The organism is Streptomyces sp. 5K101 (assembly GCF_046506645.1).
Lineage (GTDB): Bacteria > Actinomycetota > Actinomycetes > Streptomycetales > Streptomycetaceae > Streptomyces.
Genome location: NZ_JBKFFO010000005.1, coordinates 488,290 through 509,347, shown reverse-complemented (window position 1 = coordinate 509,347; position 21,058 = coordinate 488,290). Strand labels below are relative to the sequence as shown.

At 73.4% G+C, this 21,058-nt stretch carries 16 protein-coding genes and 2 tRNA genes; 4 read left to right on the top strand and 14 right to left on the bottom strand.

The annotated features are described in order from the left end of the window. Nucleotides 1-102: 102 nt before the first annotated feature. The 6 genes from ACLB9X_RS13305 to ACLB9X_RS13280 all read right to left on the bottom strand — a co-directional run bounded on the left by ACLB9X_RS13305 (nucleotide 103) and on the right by ACLB9X_RS13280 (nucleotide 7,893). Nucleotides 103-2,181, bottom strand: a complete 2,079-nt coding sequence (locus ACLB9X_RS13305; protein ID WP_410360495.1) for an ArnT family glycosyltransferase — start codon at nucleotides 2,179-2,181, stop codon at nucleotides 103-105. Further along, nucleotides 2,178-3,518 (bottom strand): glycosyltransferase, encoded by a 1,341-nt coding sequence (locus tag ACLB9X_RS13300; RefSeq protein ID WP_410360494.1) that lies wholly within the window; start codon nucleotides 3,516-3,518, stop codon nucleotides 2,178-2,180. The genes ACLB9X_RS13305 and ACLB9X_RS13300 overlap by 4 nt, the downstream gene beginning before the upstream one ends. A gap of 25 nt (nucleotides 3,519-3,543) precedes the next feature. Next, the gene (locus ACLB9X_RS13295; RefSeq protein WP_410360493.1) at nucleotides 3,544-5,157 is read right to left on the bottom strand and encodes a sensor histidine kinase; all 1,614 of its coding nucleotides are present in this window, start codon (nucleotides 5,155-5,157) and stop codon (nucleotides 3,544-3,546) included. After that, the gene (locus ACLB9X_RS13290) at nucleotides 5,150-5,887 is read right to left on the bottom strand and encodes a response regulator transcription factor (protein WP_410360492.1); all 738 of its coding nucleotides are present in this window, start codon (nucleotides 5,885-5,887) and stop codon (nucleotides 5,150-5,152) included. Before ACLB9X_RS13290 ends, ACLB9X_RS13295 begins: the two co-directional genes overlap by 8 nt. Nucleotides 5,888-5,991: 104 nt before the next feature. Then, nucleotides 5,992-6,873 (bottom strand): amidohydrolase family protein, encoded by an 882-nt coding sequence (locus ACLB9X_RS13285; RefSeq protein ID WP_410360491.1) that lies wholly within the window; start codon nucleotides 6,871-6,873, stop codon nucleotides 5,992-5,994. Between the two features lie 153 nt (nucleotides 6,874-7,026). Continuing rightward, nucleotides 7,027-7,893, bottom strand: a complete 867-nt coding sequence (locus ACLB9X_RS13280) for a DUF2797 domain-containing protein (RefSeq protein ID WP_410360490.1) — start codon at nucleotides 7,891-7,893, stop codon at nucleotides 7,027-7,029. 276 nt (nucleotides 7,894-8,169) lie between these two features. Between ACLB9X_RS13280 and ACLB9X_RS13275 the strand changes: the two genes are divergently transcribed. Further along, nucleotides 8,170-8,523, top strand: a complete 354-nt coding sequence (locus ACLB9X_RS13275; RefSeq protein WP_410360489.1) for a hypothetical protein — start codon at nucleotides 8,170-8,172, stop codon at nucleotides 8,521-8,523. Nucleotides 8,524-8,634: 111 nt separating this feature from the next. On the opposite strand, the gene ACLB9X_RS13270 is transcribed toward ACLB9X_RS13275, so the two are convergent. The 3 genes from ACLB9X_RS13270 to ACLB9X_RS13260 form a co-directional block, all read right to left on the bottom strand. Beyond that, the gene (locus tag ACLB9X_RS13270; protein ID WP_410360488.1) at nucleotides 8,635-9,144 is read right to left on the bottom strand and encodes a hypothetical protein; all 510 of its coding nucleotides are present in this window, start codon (nucleotides 9,142-9,144) and stop codon (nucleotides 8,635-8,637) included. 265 nt (nucleotides 9,145-9,409) lie between these two features. After that, nucleotides 9,410-9,482 (bottom strand) — tRNA-Arg (locus ACLB9X_RS13265). A gap of 253 nt (nucleotides 9,483-9,735) precedes the next feature. Beyond that, nucleotides 9,736-9,829 (bottom strand) — tRNA-Ser (locus ACLB9X_RS13260). Nucleotides 9,830-10,074: 245 nt separating this feature from the next. Between ACLB9X_RS13260 and ACLB9X_RS13255 the strand changes: the two genes are divergently transcribed. After that, nucleotides 10,075-10,518, top strand: a complete 444-nt coding sequence (locus ACLB9X_RS13255; RefSeq protein ID WP_410360487.1) for an SSI family serine proteinase inhibitor — start codon at nucleotides 10,075-10,077, stop codon at nucleotides 10,516-10,518. A 168-nt stretch (nucleotides 10,519-10,686) separates the two neighbouring features. Continuing rightward, nucleotides 10,687-14,610: a PAS domain-containing protein gene (locus ACLB9X_RS13250; protein WP_410360486.1), complete on the top strand. Its 3,924-nt coding sequence runs from the start codon at nucleotides 10,687-10,689 to the stop codon at nucleotides 14,608-14,610. Between the two features lie 136 nt (nucleotides 14,611-14,746). On the opposite strand, the gene ACLB9X_RS13245 is transcribed toward ACLB9X_RS13250, so the two are convergent. The 5 genes from ACLB9X_RS13245 to ACLB9X_RS13225 form a co-directional block, all read right to left on the bottom strand. Further along, on the bottom strand, nucleotides 14,747-16,393 hold the full coding sequence (locus tag ACLB9X_RS13245) for a long-chain fatty acid--CoA ligase (RefSeq protein ID WP_410360551.1): 1,647 nt from the start codon (nucleotides 16,391-16,393) through the stop codon (nucleotides 14,747-14,749). Between the two features lie 164 nt (nucleotides 16,394-16,557). Further along, nucleotides 16,558-17,118, bottom strand: a complete 561-nt coding sequence (locus ACLB9X_RS13240) for a SigE family RNA polymerase sigma factor (RefSeq protein ID WP_410360485.1) — start codon at nucleotides 17,116-17,118, stop codon at nucleotides 16,558-16,560. Between the two features lie 122 nt (nucleotides 17,119-17,240). Beyond that, nucleotides 17,241-18,410, bottom strand: a complete 1,170-nt coding sequence (locus ACLB9X_RS13235; RefSeq protein ID WP_410360484.1) for a lipid-transfer protein — start codon at nucleotides 18,408-18,410, stop codon at nucleotides 17,241-17,243. Further along, the gene (locus ACLB9X_RS13230; protein WP_410360483.1) at nucleotides 18,407-18,811 is read right to left on the bottom strand and encodes a MaoC/PaaZ C-terminal domain-containing protein; all 405 of its coding nucleotides are present in this window, start codon (nucleotides 18,809-18,811) and stop codon (nucleotides 18,407-18,409) included. Before ACLB9X_RS13230 ends, ACLB9X_RS13235 begins: the two co-directional genes overlap by 4 nt. After that, nucleotides 18,808-19,731, bottom strand: a complete 924-nt coding sequence (locus tag ACLB9X_RS13225) for a bifunctional MaoC family dehydratase N-terminal/OB-fold nucleic acid binding domain-containing protein (protein WP_410360482.1) — start codon at nucleotides 19,729-19,731, stop codon at nucleotides 18,808-18,810. The genes ACLB9X_RS13230 and ACLB9X_RS13225 overlap by 4 nt, the downstream gene beginning before the upstream one ends. Before the next feature lie 424 nt (nucleotides 19,732-20,155). Here ACLB9X_RS13225 and ACLB9X_RS13220 point away from each other — a divergent pair, with 424 nt between their 5' ends. Further along, nucleotides 20,156-21,037 (top strand): bifunctional DNA primase/polymerase, encoded by an 882-nt coding sequence (locus ACLB9X_RS13220; protein ID WP_410360481.1) that lies wholly within the window; start codon nucleotides 20,156-20,158, stop codon nucleotides 21,035-21,037. Nucleotides 21,038-21,058: the final 21 nt, after the last annotated feature.

Sequence of the window (21,058 nt, the reverse complement as noted above, 5' to 3'; positions counted from 1 at the left end):
ACGGCCTGCCGCCCCATTCAGTTGTCCGAGGTACTGCGGGCCCGGGCCGCGACGGACGGGACCGTGCGCGACGCGACGGCGCTGCCGTGACGCCGTACCGCGCTATGCGGACGCCGTCAGGTCGTAGAGGGTCGTGCCGCCCACGGTGACCTCGGTGAAGTTCTCCTCGACCCACGCGGTGATCGCCGCGGCGGTGCCGCCGCCCGGCCCGTTGCGCATGCCGCCGCCAGCGGAGACGAACCAGTGGATCCGGCCGTCGGCGACGTACTGCTTGAACTGTGCGAGGGTTGGGGACGGGTCGCTGCCGTTGAAGCCGCCGATCGCCATCACCGGCTCACCGGTGGCGAGTTGGTGGCTCGCGGCGTTCTGGGAGCCGACGGCCGCGGCGGCCCACGTGAAGTCGTCCGCGTCTTGCCCGATCCGCGCCGCCGTCTCGGCGTCGACGGTCGTGCCGCCCAGCAGCCCGCCCAGGCCGCCCTCGCCACGAGACGGGGCACCGAGGGGCATCTGCCCCCGGCCCTGCGCCGGCCCCTGGCCGCCCTGGCCCGGCTGCCCGGGAGGCTGCATCCGGCCGTCGGGCCTGCCGCCCGCCTGCGCACCCGGCCGCATCCCGAGCCAGCCCTCGCCACCGGGGCCGCCCGGACCTCCGCCCGGTCCGCCCCGGCCGCCCGCCACCGCGGGCCCCGCCGTGACGATCGAGCCCACATGGGCCTCGCCCACGGTCGTGAGCGAGTACGCCGCCGGGCCCGCGAGCGAGACCGCGAGACCCAGTCCCGCCGCGGCGAGCGCCGGCGTCCGCCCGGCCCGGACCGCGAACAGCAGCCCCGCCGCGGCCACAAGGCCGCCGATCGCCACCGCCGTACGCAGCCACGGCAGGTAGTCGGCGCTCCGGCCCAGCAGGACGTACGACCACCAGGCCGTCAGCGCCACCGTGCCGCCGAGCACCGCCGACCACCCGGCTCTCGCCCGCTCCTCCCAGAGCATGGTCGCACCCATGCCGACCAGCGCCGCGATGTACGGGGCGAGCGCCACCGTGTAGTACTCGTGGAAGATCCCCGCCATGAAGCTGAAGACCGCCGCGGTCGTCAGCAACGAGCCGCCCCACACCAGGAACGCCGCCCTCGCCGTGTCCGTGCGGCCGGCGCGCCGGGTCAGGACGAGCCCCGCGACCAGCAGCACCAGGGCGGCGGGCAGCAGCCAGGCGATCTGGCCGCCGATGTTCCCCGCGAACAGCCGGTCGATGCCGGTCTCGCCCCAGCCGCCGCCACCCCGGCCGCCGCCACCGCCGACGCTGCCGGTCTCGTTGCCGTTGATCCGGCCGAGGCCGTTGTAGCCGAAGGTCAGTTCCAGGAAGCTGTTGGTCTGGGAGCCGCCGATGTACGGGCGCGAGGACGCCGGCCACAGTTCGACGACCGCGACCCACCAGCCGCCGGAGACCACGAGCGCGAGTCCCGCCAGGGCGAGTTGACCGAGCCTGCGCGGCAGCGTCGTCGGGGCGCACACCGCGTACACCAGCACCGGCGGCGGCAGGATCAGGAACGCCTGAAGCGTCTTCGTCAGGAACGCGAGCCCCACCGAGACGCCCGCCCACACGAGCCACTTCGTGCGTGCGCCTTCGAGGGCGCGCAGCACGCAGTACACGGTGACCGTCATCAGCAGGGCGAGCAGCGCGTCCGGGTTGTTGAAGCGGAACATCAGCGCGGCGACCGGCGTCAGCGCCAGCACCGCGCCCGCGATGAGCCCGGCGGCCGGGCCGAAGCGCCGCCGGACGGCCGCGTACAGCACGGCCACGGTCGCGACGCCCATCAGGACCTCGGGCACCAGGATCTGCCAGGAGCCGAGTCCGAAGAGCCGCACGGACAGGGCCATCGGCCACAGGGCGGCCGGGGGCTTGTCGACGGTGATGGAGTTGGCCGCGTCGGACGAGCCGAAGAAGAAGGCCTTCCAGCTCTCGCTGCCGGCCTGGACGGCCGCGGAGTAGAAGGAGTTGGCGTACCCGGACGCGCTCAGGTTCCACAGGTAGAGCAGAGCGGTGGCGAGCAGGAGCGCGAGGAGGGCCGGCCGCGCCCAGGGGCCGTCCGTCTCCCGGCCGCGCCACAGCCGGGCGACCGCGCCGCGAGGTGCGCGGGCGTGTCCGGGGCCTTCGGCCGCCGCCGCGGCGGAAGGAAGGATCGTGGTCATCGGGTGCACCTCATGGAGTCGTCGGTGGTGACGGAGCGGTCGGGCCACCCGGAGCCGTCGGGCGGCATCGGGGCGGTGGCACGCGCGGTGGTGTCCTGGTGCCGGTCGGGGAAGACCCAGGCGCGGAACAGCAGGAAACGCAGCACGGTCGCCGCGAGGTTCGCCGCGATCAGGACGGCCAGCTCTGTGGCATGGGAGGGCGTACCCGCCGCCGCGTCGAGGGCGGCGAGCGAGCCGCTGGTCAGCGCGAGTCCGATGCCGAACACGACCAGGCCCTGCGCCTGGTGGCGCACCACGCGGTCGCGGCCCCGCACCCCGAAGGTCAGCCGGCGGTTGGCGGCCGTGTTCGCGACCGCGGAGAGCAGCAGGGCCGCCGCGTTCGCGGCCTGCGGACCCGTACCGGCGCGGAAGAGGGAGTACAGCAACAGGTAGAGCAGCGTGGAGAACACGCCCACCGCGCAGAAGCCGACCAGCTGACGGGTCAGCCCCCCGGGCACCCCGGTCAGCCGACGGTCGCACGGATCGTCGCCGAAGGGCCGCGCCAGCCGGTCGAGCGGCAGCGCGCCGACGGCCAGCGCCCGGCCCACCCGCCAGACGCCCTTCAGGTCCTCGACGGCCGTCCGGACGATGTGCACGGTCGAGTCCGGGTCGTCGACCCAGTCGACGGGCACCTCGTGGATGCGCAGCCCCGCCCGTTCCGCGAGCACCAGCAGCTCGGTGTCGAAGAACCAGCCGGTGTCCTCGACCATCGGCAGCAGCCGCTCGGCGACGTCCCGGCGGATCGCCTTGAACCCGCACTGGGCGTCCGAGAAGCGCGCTGCCAGGGAAGACTTGAGGATCAGGTTGTAGGCCCGCGAGACGATCTCCCGCTTCGGGCCGCGCACCACCCGGGAGCTGCGTGCCAGCCGGGACCCGATCGCCAGGTCCGAATGGCCGGAGATCAGCGGCGCGACCAGCGGGAGCAGCGCGTTGAGGTCGGTGGACAGGTCGACGTCCATGTAGGCGAGCACGGGCGCGTCGGAGTGCGACCAGACGCTGCGCAGCGCCCGTCCTCGCCCCTTCTCATCCAGCCGGTACGCCCGCACCTCGGGGATGCGGGCGGCCAGGCCCGAGGCGATCAGGGGCGTGCGGTCGGCGCTCGCGTTGTCGGCGACGGTGATCCGGAAGCCGTACGGGAAGGTCCGCGCGAGGTGCTCGTGCAGCCGCAGCACGCACCGTTCGAGGTCGGCCTCCTCGTTGTACACCGGGACCACGACGTCGAGTACGGGCGGACCGGCCGTGCCCGCGAGCAGGTGCTCACGGGCCGGAAGGGTCCCGCCTGGGGTGTCGGTTCGCATACGACGACCCTCGGCGGCGGCGCTGTCACGGCTGTGTGATCAGCCTGTGGTCCGCCTGTGAGTCCCGCGGACCCGCCTCGTACGCCGCGGGCGGCAGCGCGACCGTGAACACCGTGCGGCCGGGGACGGACCGCACGCCCACCGTGCCGCCGTGCGCCGTGACGACGGCGTGCGCGATGGCCAGCCCGAGCCCGGTGCCGCCGGCCTGCCGCGACCGGGAGGCGTCACCGCGCGCGAAACGCTCCAAGACGGACCGCTGGAACTCCTCGGGGATGCCGGGGCCGTCGTCCTCGACCTCCAGCAGGACCGGCCGCGAGGGCGGGCCCCCGGCCCGTACCCGGGCCGTGACGGTGGTGCCGGGAGGGGTGTGCGTACGGGCGTTGGCGAGCAGGTTCATCAGGACCTGGTGCAGGCTTTCCGGGTCCGCCCGTACGGTCACCGGTTCGTCCGGCAGCTCCAGCCGCCACGTGTGGTCCGGACCCGCCGCGCGTGCGTCCGCGACCGCGTCCACGACCAGCGGCGGCAGATCGGTGCTCTCGAACGCGAGGGGGCGTCCCGCGTCCAGCCGGGCGAGCAGCAGCAGATCCTCCACCAGGCCCGTCATCCGCACGGCCTCGGACTCGATCCGGCCGAGCGCGTGCCGGACGTCCGGCGGGACCGCGTCCCTCCCCGAAGGCCCCGGGGACGGCGCCGGGGAGGGCCCGGCCCCGCTTCGCTCCCGGCCGCGCCGCATCAGCTCCGCGTACCCGCGGATCGAGGCCAGGGGCGTACGCAGTTCATGGCTGGCGTCCGCGACGAACCGCCGCACCCGCGTCTCGCTCTCCTGCCGTGCGGCCAGCGCCGCACCGACGTGTCCCAGCAGCGTGTTGAGCGCCGCCCCGACCTGTCCGACCTCGGTGCGCGGATCGGCCTCGGCGTCCGGCACCCGCTCGTGCAGCACCACCTTGCCGCTGTGCAGCGGCAGTTCGCAGACGCGCCGCGCCGTCGCCGCCACCCGCCGCAGTGGGCGCAGCGCCACGCCGACCATGGAGACGCCCGCGATGCCCGCGGCGACCAGTCCCGCACCGGTGACGCAGACCTCGACGAGGACCAGCGTCCGCAGCGCGTCCTGCACGTCGCGGGTCGGGACCCCGACCAGGAACGAGCCGCGGACGCCGTCGGCGTACTCGACCCGGTGGCCGCCGCGGCCCGGCAGCTCGACCGTGTGCGGCTCGCCGTCCCGCGCCACGGAAGCGAGGGCGTCGCGCTGCGCCGCGGTGAGCGGGTCCTCGGTGGGCCCGAGCCCGTCCGGCTCTCGCTGGGTACTGGCGACCGCCGTCGTGACCGTTCCGTCGTCGCCGACCAGCGCACCGACCGTGCCCACGGGAGCGCCGCCGCCCGTGACGAAGTCCAGCGGCGCCTTGTGGGGCAGGTCGCGCGGCGGCGGCCGCTCGTCGTCCGGGAGCGGAGGGCCGGTGGCGCGCATCGCCACCGCGCCGAGCTGGGCGTCCAGCTGCCCGTACAGGTAGGTGCGGAAGGCGACGGTCGTGACCGTTCCGATCACCGCGCACACCACGGCGATCAGCAGCACCGCCGAGACCACCAGCCGGGTCCGCAGCGACCAGGGCCGCCCGCGCACACCCGCGCGCACCTCACTCACCGGGCTTGATCAGGTACCCCGCCCCGCGCCGGGTGTGGATCATCGGCGACCGCCCCGCGTCGATCTTCCTGCGGAGGTACGAGATGTACAGCTCGACCACGTTGGCCTGGCCGCCGAAGTCGTAGTTCCACACCCGGTCGAGGATCTGCGCCTTGCTCAGCACCCGGCGCGGATTGCGCATGAGATAGCGGAGCAGCTCGAACTCGGTCGCCGTGCAGTGGATCGACTGCCCGCCCCGCGTCACCTCGTGGCTGTCCTCGTCGAGCGTGAGGTCGCCGACGACCAGCAGCGACTCGCTGCGCACGGCCGTCGCCCCCGACCGCCGGATCAGGCCGCGCAGCCGGGCCACGACCTCCTCCAGCGAGAACGGCTTGGTCACGTAGTCGTCGCCGCCGGCCGTCAGTCCCGCGATCCGGTCCTCGACCGCGTCCTTCGCGGTGAGGAAGAGCACGGGCACGTCGGGCACCTCGCGGCGCAGCCGGCCGAGGACGGCGAGGCCGCCCATGTCGGGCAGCATCACGTCCAGCACGACGGCGTCCGGCCGGAACTCGCGCGCCGAGCGCAGCGCGCCCGCGCCGTCGCCCGCGCTGCGCACCTCCCACCCCTCGTACCGCAGGGCCATCGACAACAGCTCGCTCAGCGGCGCCTCGTCGTCCACGACGAGCACCCGTACGGGACCGCCGTCGGGCCTGAGCAGTTCGGTGCGCCCCTGGGGCGAGGTGGTGGTCATGCTCGCCACCTTGGGGGCCCGCCCTGAGAGCCGTCTTGCCCGACCCTGTGAATTCCCTGAGAAAAGAGACGGAGACAGCGGACCGAGAGGCGGACCGGGGGAAGCTAGGCCGGCGCGAGGAGCCGGGCGCCGTTGTCGTGGCAGACGGCCCGCAGCCAGTCGTCCCCGAGCTCCAGCCGTTCGAGGGCGCGCAGCTGATGGACGTAGGGGTACGGGATGTTCGGGAAGTCCGTCCCCAGCACGATCCGGTCCCGGAGGCCGGCGAGCCGCCCCCGCTCCCGCGCCGGGAAGGGCACGGTGGCCTCGCTGAAGTCCGTGAACGCCATCGTCGTGTCGAGGTACACGTGCGGGTACCGCTCGGCGAGGCCGAGGAAGTCGCCGTACTCGGGCATGCCCATGTGCGCGACGACCAGCCGCAGCCGCGGATGGCGCGCGAGGAGCCGGCCCACCGGCTCCGGCCCGGTGTGCTTGCCGGGCGCGGGCCCCGAGCCGCAGTGCATCACGACCGGCACGCCGGCCTCGGCGAGCAGCCCCCACGCGGGGTCGAGCAGGGGATCACCGGGGTCGTACGCGCCGACCTGCACATGCGCCTTGAACACCCGCGCCCCGCCCTCGACCGCCTCGCGTACATACGCGTCCACGCCCGGCTCGGGGAACAGGGTCGCCGTGTGGGCGCAGTCCGGTGTGCGCGCCGCGAAGCCTGCCGACCAGCCGTTGAGCCAGGCGGCCATGCCCGGTTTGTGCGGGTAGAGCATCGAGGTGAAGGTCCGCACGCCGAACGCCCGCAGCAGTTCGACGCGTTCGTCCTCGGCCCGCCGGTAGGTGATGGGCCACTCCCGGCCGGTCAGCGGTCCCGCGGAGTCGAAGTACGCCCACACCTTGCGCAGGACGCGCTCGGGCATGAAGTGCGTGTGGACGTCGACGAGCCCCGGCAGCCCGAGCCGCCTCCAGAAGTCCCGTACGTCCGCGGCCTCACCCTCGTTCACAGCCGTGGCTCCGCTCCACCTCGGCGGTGTTGCTCGGTGTCACGCGGCGGTTCTGTGACCGGGACGGGTTCGATGGTCATGACGGCCACCTTCCGGTCCGAACGGCGGCGTTGTCCACCCTCATTGCCGAAAGTGCCCCGGGGCTCGTGCCGGTCAGAACAGCCCGGCCTGCTCGCTCCCGGCCGGCACCGCGGTCAGCGGCACGCTCAGCTCGGCCCCCGGGTCGGCGCCCACCAGCGACCAGCCGGTCAGCAGGCGGGTGTCGACCACCACGACCCGGCCGGCGGCCGTCCGCAGATGCAGGTCCGGCCCGGCCGCGGCCAGCAGCCGCCCGGCGACCACGCTCCCGTCGACCAGCTCGCGCACGACGCCGGTCGCGGCCGGCAGCCCGTCGAGCCCGAACACCGCGGCGTGATCGACCACCTCGCACGGCAGCCGCTCCAGGGAGCCGGCCCACCCGCCGAGCGCGACGGCACGCGCGTGCAGCTCCTCGACCTCGCCGGCCCGCTCGACGGCCGGCGCCAACCCCGTGCGCACCGCCCGCTTCCTGCCGTACGGGATCCGGTCGGGCACGCCCAGCGCGGCGCGCAGCAGCTCCTCGGTCCGCCGCGCGGCCATCAGCGGCCCACGCCCGAGCCAGCTGAAGGCCACGGCGGCCTGCTCCCGCAGCCGGGCCGCGCCGCGCTCCTCGGCGGTGATCCCGACCTTGACCATCCCCGGCCCGAACCAGGCCAGGTACACGCGGTAGGGCCGGGGGTCGTCGGGTACGGCGTCGGCCGCCACGGAGTGCGCCCGGTCCAGCCGCGCGCACTCGGGGCACCGCGCCTGCGTGGCGCGGGCCGAGACCTGCGCCCGCAGCGGACAGGCGTTCCCCCGCGCCCCGACGCAGTGCCGCTCGCCGACGGCCCGGAAGCCGATCTCCCGGCCGGCCCCGAGCGGACTTTCCCGCCCGCCCTCCCAGCGCAGCACAGCCCCCGGCCCCCCATCGGGCCAGGCCACCCCCGCACACCGCCACGCCATGCCCACACCTCCGGCGACCCGCTGCCTCCACGCCGGTGATCCGTGGTCCTCGGCCCACCCGGGCACGTACGGATCGCGACGCCCCTCCATGATCCCGCGCCGCCGGGCTCGTACACACAGAACTGACGTCGGATGGCTGGTGACGTCGGGGCCCGCGCGCCGGTCATCGCTTCACCGGGCGTTTGTCCCGGCGTCGCGTAAGGAGTGCCGCCGGGTCGCTCCGACGACGAAGGGTGCTGACCACGCCACGTTCCCGTGACCCGACCGCCAGGAGAAATGGCTCCGGTGGAGGAGGCCGACGTCATCATCGCCTTCGCGTTCGGCAACCGGCCACCACAGGGCGGCGGCGCCCTCTCCAGGGCCGAGCTGCGCAGGCAGAGGCCGGGCGGTCCCGGTGTGGCGAGCGTGGTGGGCTTCCACGACCACCTCAAGCGGTGCGTGCTGACCACCCGGGCCAACGACATGACGGCCTACGCACCGCACGGCTACGCGATGCCGGACACCTACGACCCCGAGTCGGGGCAGGTGTGGACCCGGTACCGGCCGGTCTATCTGGTGACGGACATGGTGGGCCGGCTGACCCTGCTCCAGCGCGAGCTGGCGGAAGAGGCGACCCGGAACGGGGACTGAACGACTCCGCCGGGCGGTCAGCGCGACGGCCATACCGGCCGCTACGGGGACCGGTGGGACGGGGTCGGTTGCCGGGTTGCGGTACTGCGCTGCTGTACCGCAACCCAGCGGCTACCCCGCTCGGTCAAGGGTGAGTTCGCTGCGAGCGGGCTTGGCTCGCCACATGGCAGCGAGTTGGGGGTCGGAGTGGATGAAGCGGCGAGTCTCTGCGAGCGCCACAGCCCTCGGCTCGCCGATCTCGGCGAAGTCGAACCCAGTGTCTTGAAGTCCGATGCTGTCGGTGTCAGCCCATGCAGGGTCCTCGTGGAAGGCGAGCTGCAACTCCACTTTCCAGTACTCGGGCTGACAGTAGGGATCGTCCTGCTCGCCGACATCGTTGACCGCGAGCTGCCGCCCGAAGGACAACGCAGGCTGTTCATCGTTCCAGCCCCACCTGCCCCACTCGACGATGAAGCCGTCGCCATCGTTCTCGGGACTCTCGATCCCCGAGATCTCGATCTGGAGAAACTCGGCGAAGGTGCCCCACGCAGCGTCGACGTCCCGTACGGCATCGGGCTCGTTCCCACGCTGTCTCAGCATCTGCGCGAATACTTCGGCGCTGGATCGCCAGGGAATGGGCATGCGGGATGCTACCGCGGTGGCCGGGTTGAGTCCCGCAGCCCAAAACGAAAGACCGCCGTACCGGCGAGCGTGCGATGGACGCCGAGACCGGTGCCGCGCTGTCGACCGTGGACGTGATGTTCGCGGCGACCGATGGAAACCCTTCCGTGACCGTCCTCGAGACCGGCGTCTCCAGCGACCTGGTCATGGGGACGCCGGTCGCGGTCCGGAGCCCGACAGCAACGCGAGGGGCCCCCGGATCATCTCCGGGGGCCTCTCAACTGTGTGCACTCGGCAGGATTCGAACCTGCAACCTTCTGATCCGTAGTCAGATGCTCTATCCGTTAAGCTACGAGTGCTTGTGCTTCCCGGGCTTTTCTGCCCGGTCGGCGTTGCGGGAACAACATTACATGACCTGCGCCGTCACGCGAAATCCATTAGCCGCACCCCCTCTGACCTGCACAGATACCCGAATGGGCGCAGTGGGCTGGCGCGGTGGGGGTGCGAGGGTGGCCGCCGGGGCGGGGCAGGAATGATCGTGGCGGCCGGGTACGACCCCGGGGCAGGAACGACCGAAGCCCCGGCCGTCGGGCCGGGGCTTCGGTGATCAACTGGCGGAGGCGGAGGGATTTGAACCCTCGATGGGCTTTAAGACCCAAACCGCATTAGCAGTGCGGCGCCATAGACCGGACTAGGCGACGCCTCCAGGCACACCCGCGCGGGCGCGAGTGGTGCGTGCAGATGATGACACAGCACGGCGGCCTGTCACCAATCGCCGTCCACGGTACTAGCCTCTGGGCCCGCAGGGCAAAGCATCTCCGGTTGCGCAACGTGGCGGCGTGCGCAGCGTTAGAGATGCCGGGGCCCGCCCCGGGCGACCGGTCACGACCGGTCGAGATCGTCCGGCGGCCGGCCACCCCGCACGGACCCGTGACCTTCCTGGAGCCCCGCATGCTGAGACGCCTCGTCCTCACCGCCACCGTGTCCGCCGCCGCTCTGGCCTGCGCCGTGCCCGCCGCCGGGGCCGTGACCTCGCCGTTGCCGCTGCCCGTACCGCTTCTGTATGCACCCGATCGGCTGACGGTCATGGTCTCGGAGACCGGGGCCCGGACGGACGGCCGCTACGAGCTGGAGTGCGCCCCCGCCGGCGGCACCCACCCCTCCGCGCAGTCCGCCTGCGAGCGGCTCGACGAGCTCGCCGGGCAGAACCACGACCCGTTCGCACCGGTGCCCGAGGGGCAGATGTGCACCCAGCAGTTCGGCGGGCCGGCCACCGCGCGGATCACCGGCACCTGGCGCGGTCAGCACGTGGACGCCACCTTCGACCGGTCCGACGGCTGCGAGATCTCGCGCTGGCGGACGTTGGAGCCCGTCCTGCCGAACACCAGGTCATAGGCGGATGGCGTACGCCGTCCGCACACAACCTTGGTGAGAGCTCCTCGTCATCCGCCGTCCCCGCGCCACGCGCTGCCCTTAGACTCCCTCAGTGACAGGCCGAGATCCGAGGGGCAAGATGGGGCCGGCCGTCCGCAATACGCAGTAGGTCAGGGAGGAACCGTCGTCGTGAGCAGCAGGCCATCCCGAGGCGCTGCTCGCCTCGCAGCCATACTCGACGCCCTCCCTGACGGGCTCGTGCTCGTCAACGCCAACGGCACGGTCATCAACGCCAACACCATCGCCCTGGAGCTCTTCGAGGCACCCGGGACCGCCCTCGTGGGCCGGGGTCTGCTCGACCTGCTTCCCGAGTTCGACTCACGCCTGATCCCCGGCTCCATGCGCCGCCCCGACACGGCCGACGAGCACGGGCGCACCAAACCCACCCGGATGATCGCGCGGCGGACGGACGGCAGCGAGTTCCCGGTCGAGGTGACCAGCGCGAGCCTGGACGGACGCGAGGCGTACGACACGTACAACGGCTACACCGGCGACGAGCTGCTGATGCTGGTCGTGCGGGACCTGTCGGGGACCGTCGACACCGAGGCGGAGCTGGCGCGCTCGCAGCGGCAGACCGAGATGATCCTGCGGGCAGCGTCCGAGGGCGTCGTCGGCACCGACACCGACGGACGGGTCGTCCTCGTCAACCCGGCGGCCGCGCAGATCCTCGGCTTCCGGGCCAGCGATCTCGGCGGCCAGGAGCTGCACCCGCTGATCCTGCACTCGCGCGCGGACGGCGAGCCCTTCCCGTACGAGGAGTCGCCGCTCGCCGACACCCTCAAATCCGGGCGCAAGCACCGGGTGCGGGGGCAGGTGGTGTGGGCGAAGAACGGCTCCAAGATCTCCGTCGACCTGACCACGGCGCCGGTGCGCGACGGGGACCAGCTGGTCGGCGCGGTGATGACGTTCACCGACCGGAGGCCGTTCGAGGAGCAGGCCCGCAAGCACGCGGCGGAGCTCGAGGAGACGACCGAGCGCCTGACCGGCGAGCTGTCGCGGACGACGGAGCGGCTGACGGCCGACCTCGCGGCCGCCTCGGAGAAGTACGAGGCCGAACTGGCCGACAAGGCCGAGCGGTACACCGCCGAGCTGGAGGCCGGCGCCGAGCGGTACGGGGAGCTGGCCGCCCGGCATGCCCAGTTGACCGCCGTGCTCGGCGAGTCGCTGCGCGGGCCGCTGGAGGAGCTTCGCCGGGAGCTGGGCACGCTGGCCGACGACCCCGCCGGGCAGCTGTGGCCCGAGGCGAACCAGATCCTGCACCATCTGGCGGCCGGATACGCCCGGATGACGACGCTCGTCGACAACGTGCTCGGCTACCAGCGCCTCGACATGGGCGCGGAGGAGCTGACCAAGTCCACGGTGCTGCTCGACGCCGTCGTGGCGGCGGGTGTCGAGGGCGCCGTCGAGCTGATCGGGCCCGGGCGGGCCCAGTTCGCCGTGCACGCGCCGCCCATAGAGGCCGAGGTGGACGGGGCGCGGCTGGCGACGGCGCTCGCGCACCTGGTCGCGGACGTCGCGGGCGTCGACTCGACGGGCAAGGCCAGGCTCGTGCCCGGCGGCGGCTACGTGGACTCGACGGTCGTGGTGGCGGCGGCACAGCGCGGCGACGTCGTACGGATCGAGGTGCGGGGGCCGTTCACCGGCGGGGACCCGGTGCACGAGCCGATCGTGCGCGGGATCGTCCGGGCGCACGGCGGGGTGCTGCAGACGCACGAGGTGCCGGGGATGAGCGGCAGCGCGTACGTGCTGGAGGTGCCGCTCGGCGCGGGCGCGGGCACGGTGGCGCCGCCGCCGGGTGCTGCACTCGCCCTGCCCGCCCAGCAGTCCTCCGAGCCTGCCCCTGCCCTTGCCCCCGCTCCGGGGACGGCCGGCGGCGGTCGGCGGCGCGCGCGGCGGGCCTCCACGGACGCCTTCCTGGAGAGCCCCGTGGCGATGGAGGACCCGGTCGCCGCACCGCCGTCCGGGCGTCGCCGTGCCGCCCAGGCGGACCCGGCCGAGGCCGGACCGGCTCCCGCCCAGGACGCGGGCGACACCTCCGCCGACGGAAACATGAACGCCGGCGGCACCGGCCGCCGGCGCGGGCGGCCGAGCCCTGCCGAGCAGGCCGCGGCCGCACCGCAGGCCGCCGCCGAGGGTTCGGTCGTCACGGCCGCCGAAGGCGCGGGCGGCCGGGCCGCGCTCGGCCAGACGGTGCCGCCGCAGGGCGTGCCGGTCGACGCCCACGGACGCACCGCTCCCTCGGGGCGGCGGGCCCGGCGGGCCGTGGAGAGCGGGCTGCCGGAGCTGGCCGCCGCGCCGTCCCCTGCCCAGCCCGCCGCACCGCCGGCGGCGGCCCAGCCCACGCCCACCGGTCGCCGGGCCCGGCGGGCGCTCGCCCCCGCACCCGCCGAGCCGGAGGGCGCCGCGCGGACCGCGTTCGCGCTGCCGCCGGCCGAGGCGGACCGGGTGCAGCCCGGGGCCGCCGCCGCGCCCCCGGCCGAACAGCACGATGCCGTGGCCTCGACCCCCGGCCCGGAGCACCACACGCCGCCGCAGCAGCATCCGGCGCCCACCGGCCGCAGGCGTGCCCGCGGCCAGGCACAGCCGCCCGCCACCGGCGAGACGGCCGTGGGGAGCGCCGACGGGACCGCCGTTCGGCAGCAGCCGGCTCCGCGGCCCGTTCTGCCGGAGCAGCAAGCACAGGAGGCCGTACCGGACAACGTGCCCGCCGCGCAGCCCACGCAGGCAGCGCCGGACAGCGGGCCCGCAGGACAGCCCACGCAGGCGCTGGACAACGGACCCGCCGCGCAGCCCACGCCGACCGCACCCGCGAACGGGCAGACGGGCACCGTCCCGGCAGCGGCCACCACGCAGGGCGATGGCTCCACGCCCGCGGCGGGCACGCCCGCGCGGGGTACCGACACCGGTTCCGTGTCCGTACCGCTGCCCCGCGCCGCCCAGCCGCTGCCCGCCGAAGAGCCGGTCACGGCGGACTCGACGCAGGGCCGCGCGTTCAGCGTGCGCACTCTCGGGCAAGGCGTGCCGTTCGCGCAGCACCTCACGCAGCAGCAGAACCAGACGCTCGGCTCCGGCCGCCGCCGCAAGCTGGGCACGCGCCCGGACAGCGACCTCCCGCAGGCCGCGCCCAGCCCCGCACCCGCACCTGTGCCAACGCCCGCACCGGTCCCGGTACCGGGCACGTCGCGGCTGCCGGCCGACCGCACGGAAGGCCGCGCGTACGCGATCGGGGCGCCTGACGAGGGCGCCGAGGGCCCCGAGCCGCTGGACGGGCCCGGCGGCGCGGTGGAGGTCGCCAACCGGCCCCAGCCGCATCCCGTCGACGACGAGCTGCCGCCCGAGCCGCTGGACAACCCGCGCAGGCTGCTGGTGTGGCCGGCACCGGACGTCTCCACGCAGCAGGCGCTGAGCGACCGCGGCTACCGCCCCGTCGTCGTGCACTCCCGCGAGGAGGTCGACGCGCAGATCGCCGCGTTCCCCGCGGCCCTGTTCGTGGACCCACTGACCGGACCGATCACGCGGACCGCCCTGCAGTCGCTGCGGCAGGCCGCGGTGGCCGCCGAGGTGCCGGTGCTGGTGACCGCGGGCCTCGGGCAGGCGACGCGGGAGGCGGCGTACGGCGCCGATCCGGCCGTCCTGCTCAAGGCGCTGGCCCCGCGCGACAGCGAGCAGCACCCCTCGCGCGTGCTGCTGATCGAGGAGAACGAGGAGATCGCGCTGGCGCTGACGGGGACGCTGGAGCGGCGCGGGATGCAGGTGGCGCGGGCCGGCGCCGACACGGACGCGGTGACGCTGGCGACCCAGATGCGGCCGAACCTGGTGGTAATGGACCTGATGCAGGTACGCCGCCGACGTGCCGGGATCATCGACTGGCTGCGCGCGAACGGGCGGTTGAACCGCACGCCGCTCGTCGTCTACACCTCCGCGGGTCTCGACCCGGCCGAACTGCCGCGGCTGTCGTCGGGGGAGACGGTGCTCTTCCTCGCCGAGCGGTCGACCAGCAACGAGGTCCAGGCCCGCATCGTCGATCTGCTCGCGAAGATCGGCACCAACTGACGCCCGACGCCGCGCGAAGGGGCCGGCGGTCCACGCCCGACGTTCACGCGAAGGGGCCGGCGGTCACCTCACCACCGCCGGCCCCTTCGTCACCGCGCCGTGAGGACGCCTTCGTCGCCCCTGGCCCGCGTGACGTCTACAGCTCCGTGACGTCCAGCTCCCCGTCGGCGTACTGCCTGCGGATCACCTTCTTGTCGAACTTGCCCACGCTCGTCTTCGGCACCGCCGGCACGATCGACCACCGCTCGGGCAGCTGCCACTTGGCGATCGACTCCGCCAGGAAGTCCCGCAGCGTCCCGTAGTCCACCGTCGATCCCTCCTTGAGCACGACCGTCGCCAGCGGACGCTCGCCCCACTTCTCGTCCGGCACCGCGACGACGGCGGCCTCGGCGACCTCGGGGTGCGCCATCAGCGCGTTCTCCAGCTCGACGCTGGAGATCCACTCACCGCCGGACTTGATGACGTCCTTGGCCCGGTCGGTCAGCGTCAGGTAGCCCTCGGGGCTGATCACGCCGACGTCGCCGGTCTTCAGCCAGCCGTCCTCGCTGAACTTGTCCTCGGGGCGGAAGTTCTCGCCGCCCGCTCCGCCGTAGTAGGCACCGGCGATCCAGGCGCCGCGCACCTCCAGCTCGCCCGCCGACTCGCCGTCCCACGGCAGGGACTCGCCGCCGGGACCCACCAGCCGTGCCTCCACCCCGGCCGGGAAACGGCCCTGTGTGACGCGGTAGGGCCACTCCTCCTCGGCGCTCAGACCGGCCGGCGGGTGGGCCATGGTGCCGAGCGGCGAGGTCTCCGTCATGCCCCAGGCGTGGCACAGCCGTACGCCGAGCTTGTCGTACGCCTCCATCAGGGAGGGCGGGCAGGCGGCGCCGCCGATGGTGACCTGCTTCATGGAGCTGAGGTCGCGGGGGTTCGCCGTGACCTCGGCGAGCAGGCCCTGCCAGATGGTGGGGACGGCCGCGGCGTGCGACGGCTTCTCGCGCTCGATCATCTCGGCGAGCGGCGCGGGCTGGAGGAAGCGGTCGGGCATCAGCATGTTGATGCCGGTCATGAACGTGGCGTGCGGCAGACCCCAGGCGTTCACGTGGAACTGCGGGACGACCACGAGGGTGGTGTCCCGGTCGGTGAGGCCCATCGACTCGGTCATGTTGACCTGCATCGAGTGCAGGTAGATGGAGCGGTGGGAGTAGACGACGCCCTTGGGGTCGCCGGTGGTGCCGGAGGTGTAGCACATGGCCGCGGCGCTGCGCTCGTCCAGCTCGGGCCAGTCGTACGTGGTCGGGCGGCCCGCGATCAGCTCCTCGTACTCGTGGACCTGGGCCTCGGTGTCGGCGAGCAGCGAGCGGTCGCCGGGTCCGGAGACCACGATGTGCTCGATGGTCGGCAGGTGCGGCAGGAGCGGGGCGAGCAGGGGGAGCAGGGAACCGTTGACGATCACGGCGCGGTCGGCGGCGTGGTTGACGATCCACACGAGCTGCTCGGCGGGCAGGCGCAGGTTCAGCGTGTGGAGCACGGCGCCCATGGAGGGGATCGCGAAGTACGCCTCGACGTGCTCGGCGTTGTTCCACATGAGGGTGGCCACGCGCTGGTCGCCGTCGATGCCGAGCTCGTCGCGCAGGGCGTTGGCGAGCTGGATGGCGCGCCGTCCGGTCTCGGCGAAACTGCGGCGCTGTGGCTCCGGTTCGCCGGTCCAGGTGGTGATCTGCGACTTCCCGTGGATCGTCATCCCGTGCTGAAGGATTCGGGTCACAGTCAGCGGTACGTCCTGCATGGTGCTGAGCACGGCGTCCTCCCGGTGGGCGCTGGCGCTACGTTGCGGCAAGTGGGAAAGATTCTGCGCACATACCGCGCGGTATGTCACTACCCGGAAGTAATGAATCCCGCACATCACCGACCAACACCGCACATGAAGCGTCGGTGGCCGAGGGAGCGGAGGCCCGCGTCCGGTCAGCGGACGGGAGTCAGACCCGGGTCGTCCCGCAGCTTTCCGAGCGCCCGCGACACCGCGCTCTTGACCGTGCCGATCGACACGCCGAGCACCTCGGCCGTCTGCGCCTCGCTCAGGTCCTCGTAGTACCTCAGCACGACCATGGCCCGCTGCCGGTCCGGCAGCTTCATCACCGCACGCCACATCGCGTCGCGCAGTACCTGCTGCTCGGCCGGGTCCGTCGCCGGGACGGTCTGCTCGGGCAGCTCGGGCAGCTCGTCGCAGACGAACTCGTCCACCTTCCGCTTGCGCCACTGCGACGTGCGGGTGTTGAGCAGCGCGCGGCGCACATAGCCGTCGAGCGCACGGTGGTCCTCGATCCGGTCCCACGCGACATACGTCTTGGCGAGCGCGGTCTGCAGCAGGTCCTCGGCATCGCTCGGGTTCGCAGTGAGCGACCTGGCGGTCCGCAGCAGTACGGGCCCCCGCGCCCGTACGTACGACGAGAACGATGTGTACGGCGTGTACGACGGCACCGGCGCGGCGGCCTGGGAGGCGTTCGTACAGACTGGCGTGGTCATGTCTCCACGCTAGGAGCGGGCCTGTCGCGGCGGATCGGTCCCAGGGACCGAAGCGGTGTCCCCCTCAGGTTGTAGGACCGGCGCGGGCCGCACCTCCTGAAGGTGGAGGGCACCCGCAGGGGCTACGCACCGTCGGCCCCGAGGACCAGTCCGGAGGTGGGGACGCCGGTGCCGGCCGTGACCAGGACCCTGGACGCGCCCGGCACCTGGTTCACCGAGGTGCCGCGCACCTGCCTGACCGCTTCCGCGATCCCGTTCATCCCGTGCAGGTACGCCTCGCCCAGCTGGCCCCCGTGGGTGTTCAGCGGCAGCCCGTCCGCCGCCACGAAGTGGGCTCCCTCGCCCGGCCCGCAGAAACCGAACTCCTCCAGCTGCATCAGCACGAACGGCGTGAAGTGGTCGTACAGGATCGCCACGTCGACGTCCGCGGGGCCGAGCCCCGAGGTGCGCCACAACTGGCGTGCCACCACGCCCATCTCGGGCAGTGAGGTGAGGCCGTCCCGGTAGAAGCTGGTCATCTGCTCCTGGGCCCGGCCCGCTCCCTGGGCTGCCGCGAGGACCACCGCGGGAGGACGCGGCAGGTCACGGGCGCGCTCGACGCCGGTGACGACGATCGCCTGGCCGCCGTCGGTCTCCTGGCAGCAGTCCAGCAGCCGCAGGGGCTCGGCGATCCACCGCGAGGCGGCATGGTCCGCGAGGGTGATCGGCCTGCCGTGGAAGTACGCGGCCGGGTTGGTCGCCGCGTACCGCCGGCCGCTCACGGCGACATGGCCGAACACCTCGGGCGTCAGCCCGTACGCGTACAGATAGCGCTGCGCCGCCATCGCGACCCAGGAGGCCGGGGTCAGCAGTCCGAAGGGCAGGCACCAGCCGAGTGCGGCGCCCTCCGCCGACGGCTCGCGGTGGCGCACCCCGGAGCCGAAGCGGCGGCCGGAGCGTTCGTTGAACGCCCGATAGCAGACGACGACATCGGCGACGCCCGCGGCGACGGCCAGCGCCGCCTGCTGCACCGTGGCACAGGCCGCGCCGCCGCCGTAGTGGACGCGCGAGAAGAAGGACAGCTCGCCGATGCCCGCCGCCTGGGCGACCGTGATCTCCGGGCTGGTGTCCATGGTGAAGGTGACCATGCCGTCCACGTCGGCGGGGGAGAGCCCGGCGTCGTCGAGCGCGGCCCGCACGGCCTCCACGGCAAGCTTCAGCTCACTGCGACCGGAATCCTTGGAGAACTCGGTCGCGCCGATCCCTGCCACGGCCGCCCTGCCGCCGAGCGCGTCCCTTCGCCGGATGCTCATGCGGTCTCCTCCGGGACGGTCACGGTCACGGTGGCCGTCACATGGGTGCCGAGGCCGTTGACGCCGAGGACGCGCACCTCGGCCGTCGTGCCGTCGCTCGCCTCGACGGTGCCGGTCAACACCATGGTGTCCCCGGGGTAGTTGGGCACACCGAGCCGTACGGCGAGCCGGCGCAGCACGGCACGCTCCCCGAAGAAGTCGGTGATGTACCGCCCGACCAGGCCGTTCGTCGTCAAGATGTTCATGAAGACGTCCGGGGACCCCTTCTCCCGCGCGAGCTCGGCGTCGTGGTGCACGTCCTGGTAGTCGCGGGAGGCGATGGCTCCGGCGACGATCAGCGTGCGCGTGACGGGAACGGTGAGCGGGGGCAGCTCCGTGCCCGCCGCCGGGGCCCCGGTCATACGGCCTCCCGCCCGTCCGGCGCTGCGCGGAATACCGGCAGCTCCAGCTCGTCGTCCACCCGCAGGAACTCCAGCTCCACCGGCATCCCGATGCGCACCTTGTCGTACGGCACTCCGACGACGTTGCTCACGAACCGCACGCCCTCCGCCAGCTCGATCAGGCCCACCGCGTACGGGGGGTCGAAGGCGGGGAAGGGCGGGTGGTGCATCACCACGTACGAGAAGACGGTGCCCGCCCCGCTCGCGGCCACCGTGTCCCAGTCGGGCGAGCCGCATGCCGCGCACCCCGGCAGCCAGGGCAGGCGCAGCGTCCCGCAGCCGCCGCAGCGCTGGATGAGCAGCCGGTGGTCGGCCACGCCCCGCCAGAACCCCTCGTTGTCCCTGTTGATCACCGGGCGCGGGCGCTCGGCCGCGGGCGACGGGGCGGCTCGGGCCGGCCGGGCGGCCGGTGCGTACTTGAGAATGCGGAAGCGGTGGGTGCCCGCCGGCTCGCCGTCGGCCCGCACGTCCGTCCGCGTGGTGATGAAGTACCCCGTCCCCAGCTTGGTCGTCTTGCGCGGGGAGACCGACTCGATCACCGCGTCGAAGGTGATGCGGTCGCCGGGGCGCAGCGGCCGCAGGTACTCCTGCTCGCAGTCGGTCGCCACGACGGAGCGGAACCCCGCCTCGTCCAGCAGGGCGAACAGCTCGTCCTGGGCGGGCGCCCGGCCGCCGTGTCCCGACAGCCCGCCCATCGTCCACGCCTGCAGCATGGTCGGGGGCGCGATGGGATCCGGCCCCTGGTACGCCGCGTTCGTGTCCCCCATCGCCTCGCACCAGTGCCTGATCATCGGCTCGTTCACGGGGTCCTTGCCTGCGCAGGAGAGGGCGGCGGGCCGCCCCTCGTACGTCTTCAGCCATGCGTAGAGCTCGTCGGTCACCTCGTCCCCCCTCGCCCAGAGAATCTGACTGTCCGTCAGATCACTGTGGCTGTCAAGGAATGAGCCGATCGCCACCCCATCCGGCACACCTGCACGCCCTGCGCGACGGCTCCCAAGTGCCGTCGCGCAGGCCGCTGTTCTCCTCCTTCCCCCTCCCCCTCGGGCCGGCCACACCCCGCGGCGTGTGACGGTCGACGCCCGTTCCGTGACGTCGCGAGATCAGAGCTGCCCACGTGAATCCCGGCGAACACGCCTGGACCGGACGATTAGCTCGCAAGCGTGATGACAAGTCGATAAACCCCTCACGCCCACGAATTCGGCCCACCCCCTGGAGCCTGTCACCGAACGGGCCGAAGCGTTCCGCCACATCTCCGCCCCACTCCTTCCTCTTCCTTTCTTCGAACCTGTGTACGAATATAGAGTCATGGCCATCACCGCCCGGCAGACCGCCACCCTGGCCCTCGCCCATGCTCTCTCCGCCGCCGAGCGCGGGCTCCCCGTCATCCCCCTGTCGCCCACCAAGCTCCCGGCCCTGCGCTCGCCCCACCGGGACGAGCCGCGGCCGTCCCTGTGCCGCGGCGAGTGCGGCCTGCCCGGTCACGGCGTGCACGACGCGACTACGGACCCCGCCGCCGTACGCGCCCTCTTCGCCGCCGCACCCTGGGCGACCGGATACGGGATCGCCTGCGGACGCCCGCCGCACCGGCTCATCGGCATCGACCTCGACACCACGTCGCACACCGACTCCGTGGCGGAGTTCCGGCACCTGGCCCTGCGCCATCTGTTCACCATCCCGGAGACGGTCACGGTGCTCACGCCGAGCGGTGGCCGGCACCTGTGGCTCACCGGCCCGCCCGACGTGGTCGTCCTCAACTCCGCGGGCCGCCTCGCCCCCGGCATCGACGTGCGCGGCACCGGCGGGTACCTCGTGGGACCGGGCTCCGTCACTGCGCACGGCGCGTACCGCCCGGCCCCCGGGACCGCGGACCTGCCCCCCGCACCCTGCCCGCCCGCCCTCCTGCGCCTGATCGCCCCTCCCGGCCGCCCCCGCCACGCCGCGGGGACGCCGAGCGCGCCGAGCCGGACGCACCAGGGACAGGGACTGGTCCACTTCGTCCTCGCCGCGCAGGAGGGGCAGCGCAACACCCGGCTGTTCTGGGCCGCCTGTCGTGCGTACGAACACGGCTTCGGCGACGCACTCGCGGACGCGCTGACCGACGCGGCGGTCCGGGCCGGTCTCCCCGAACGAGAGGCCCGCGCGACAATCGCCTCGGCGGCCCGCCTGGCTGCGGGCCCACGCGGATGACCGGATCATCCTCTTAGGGTG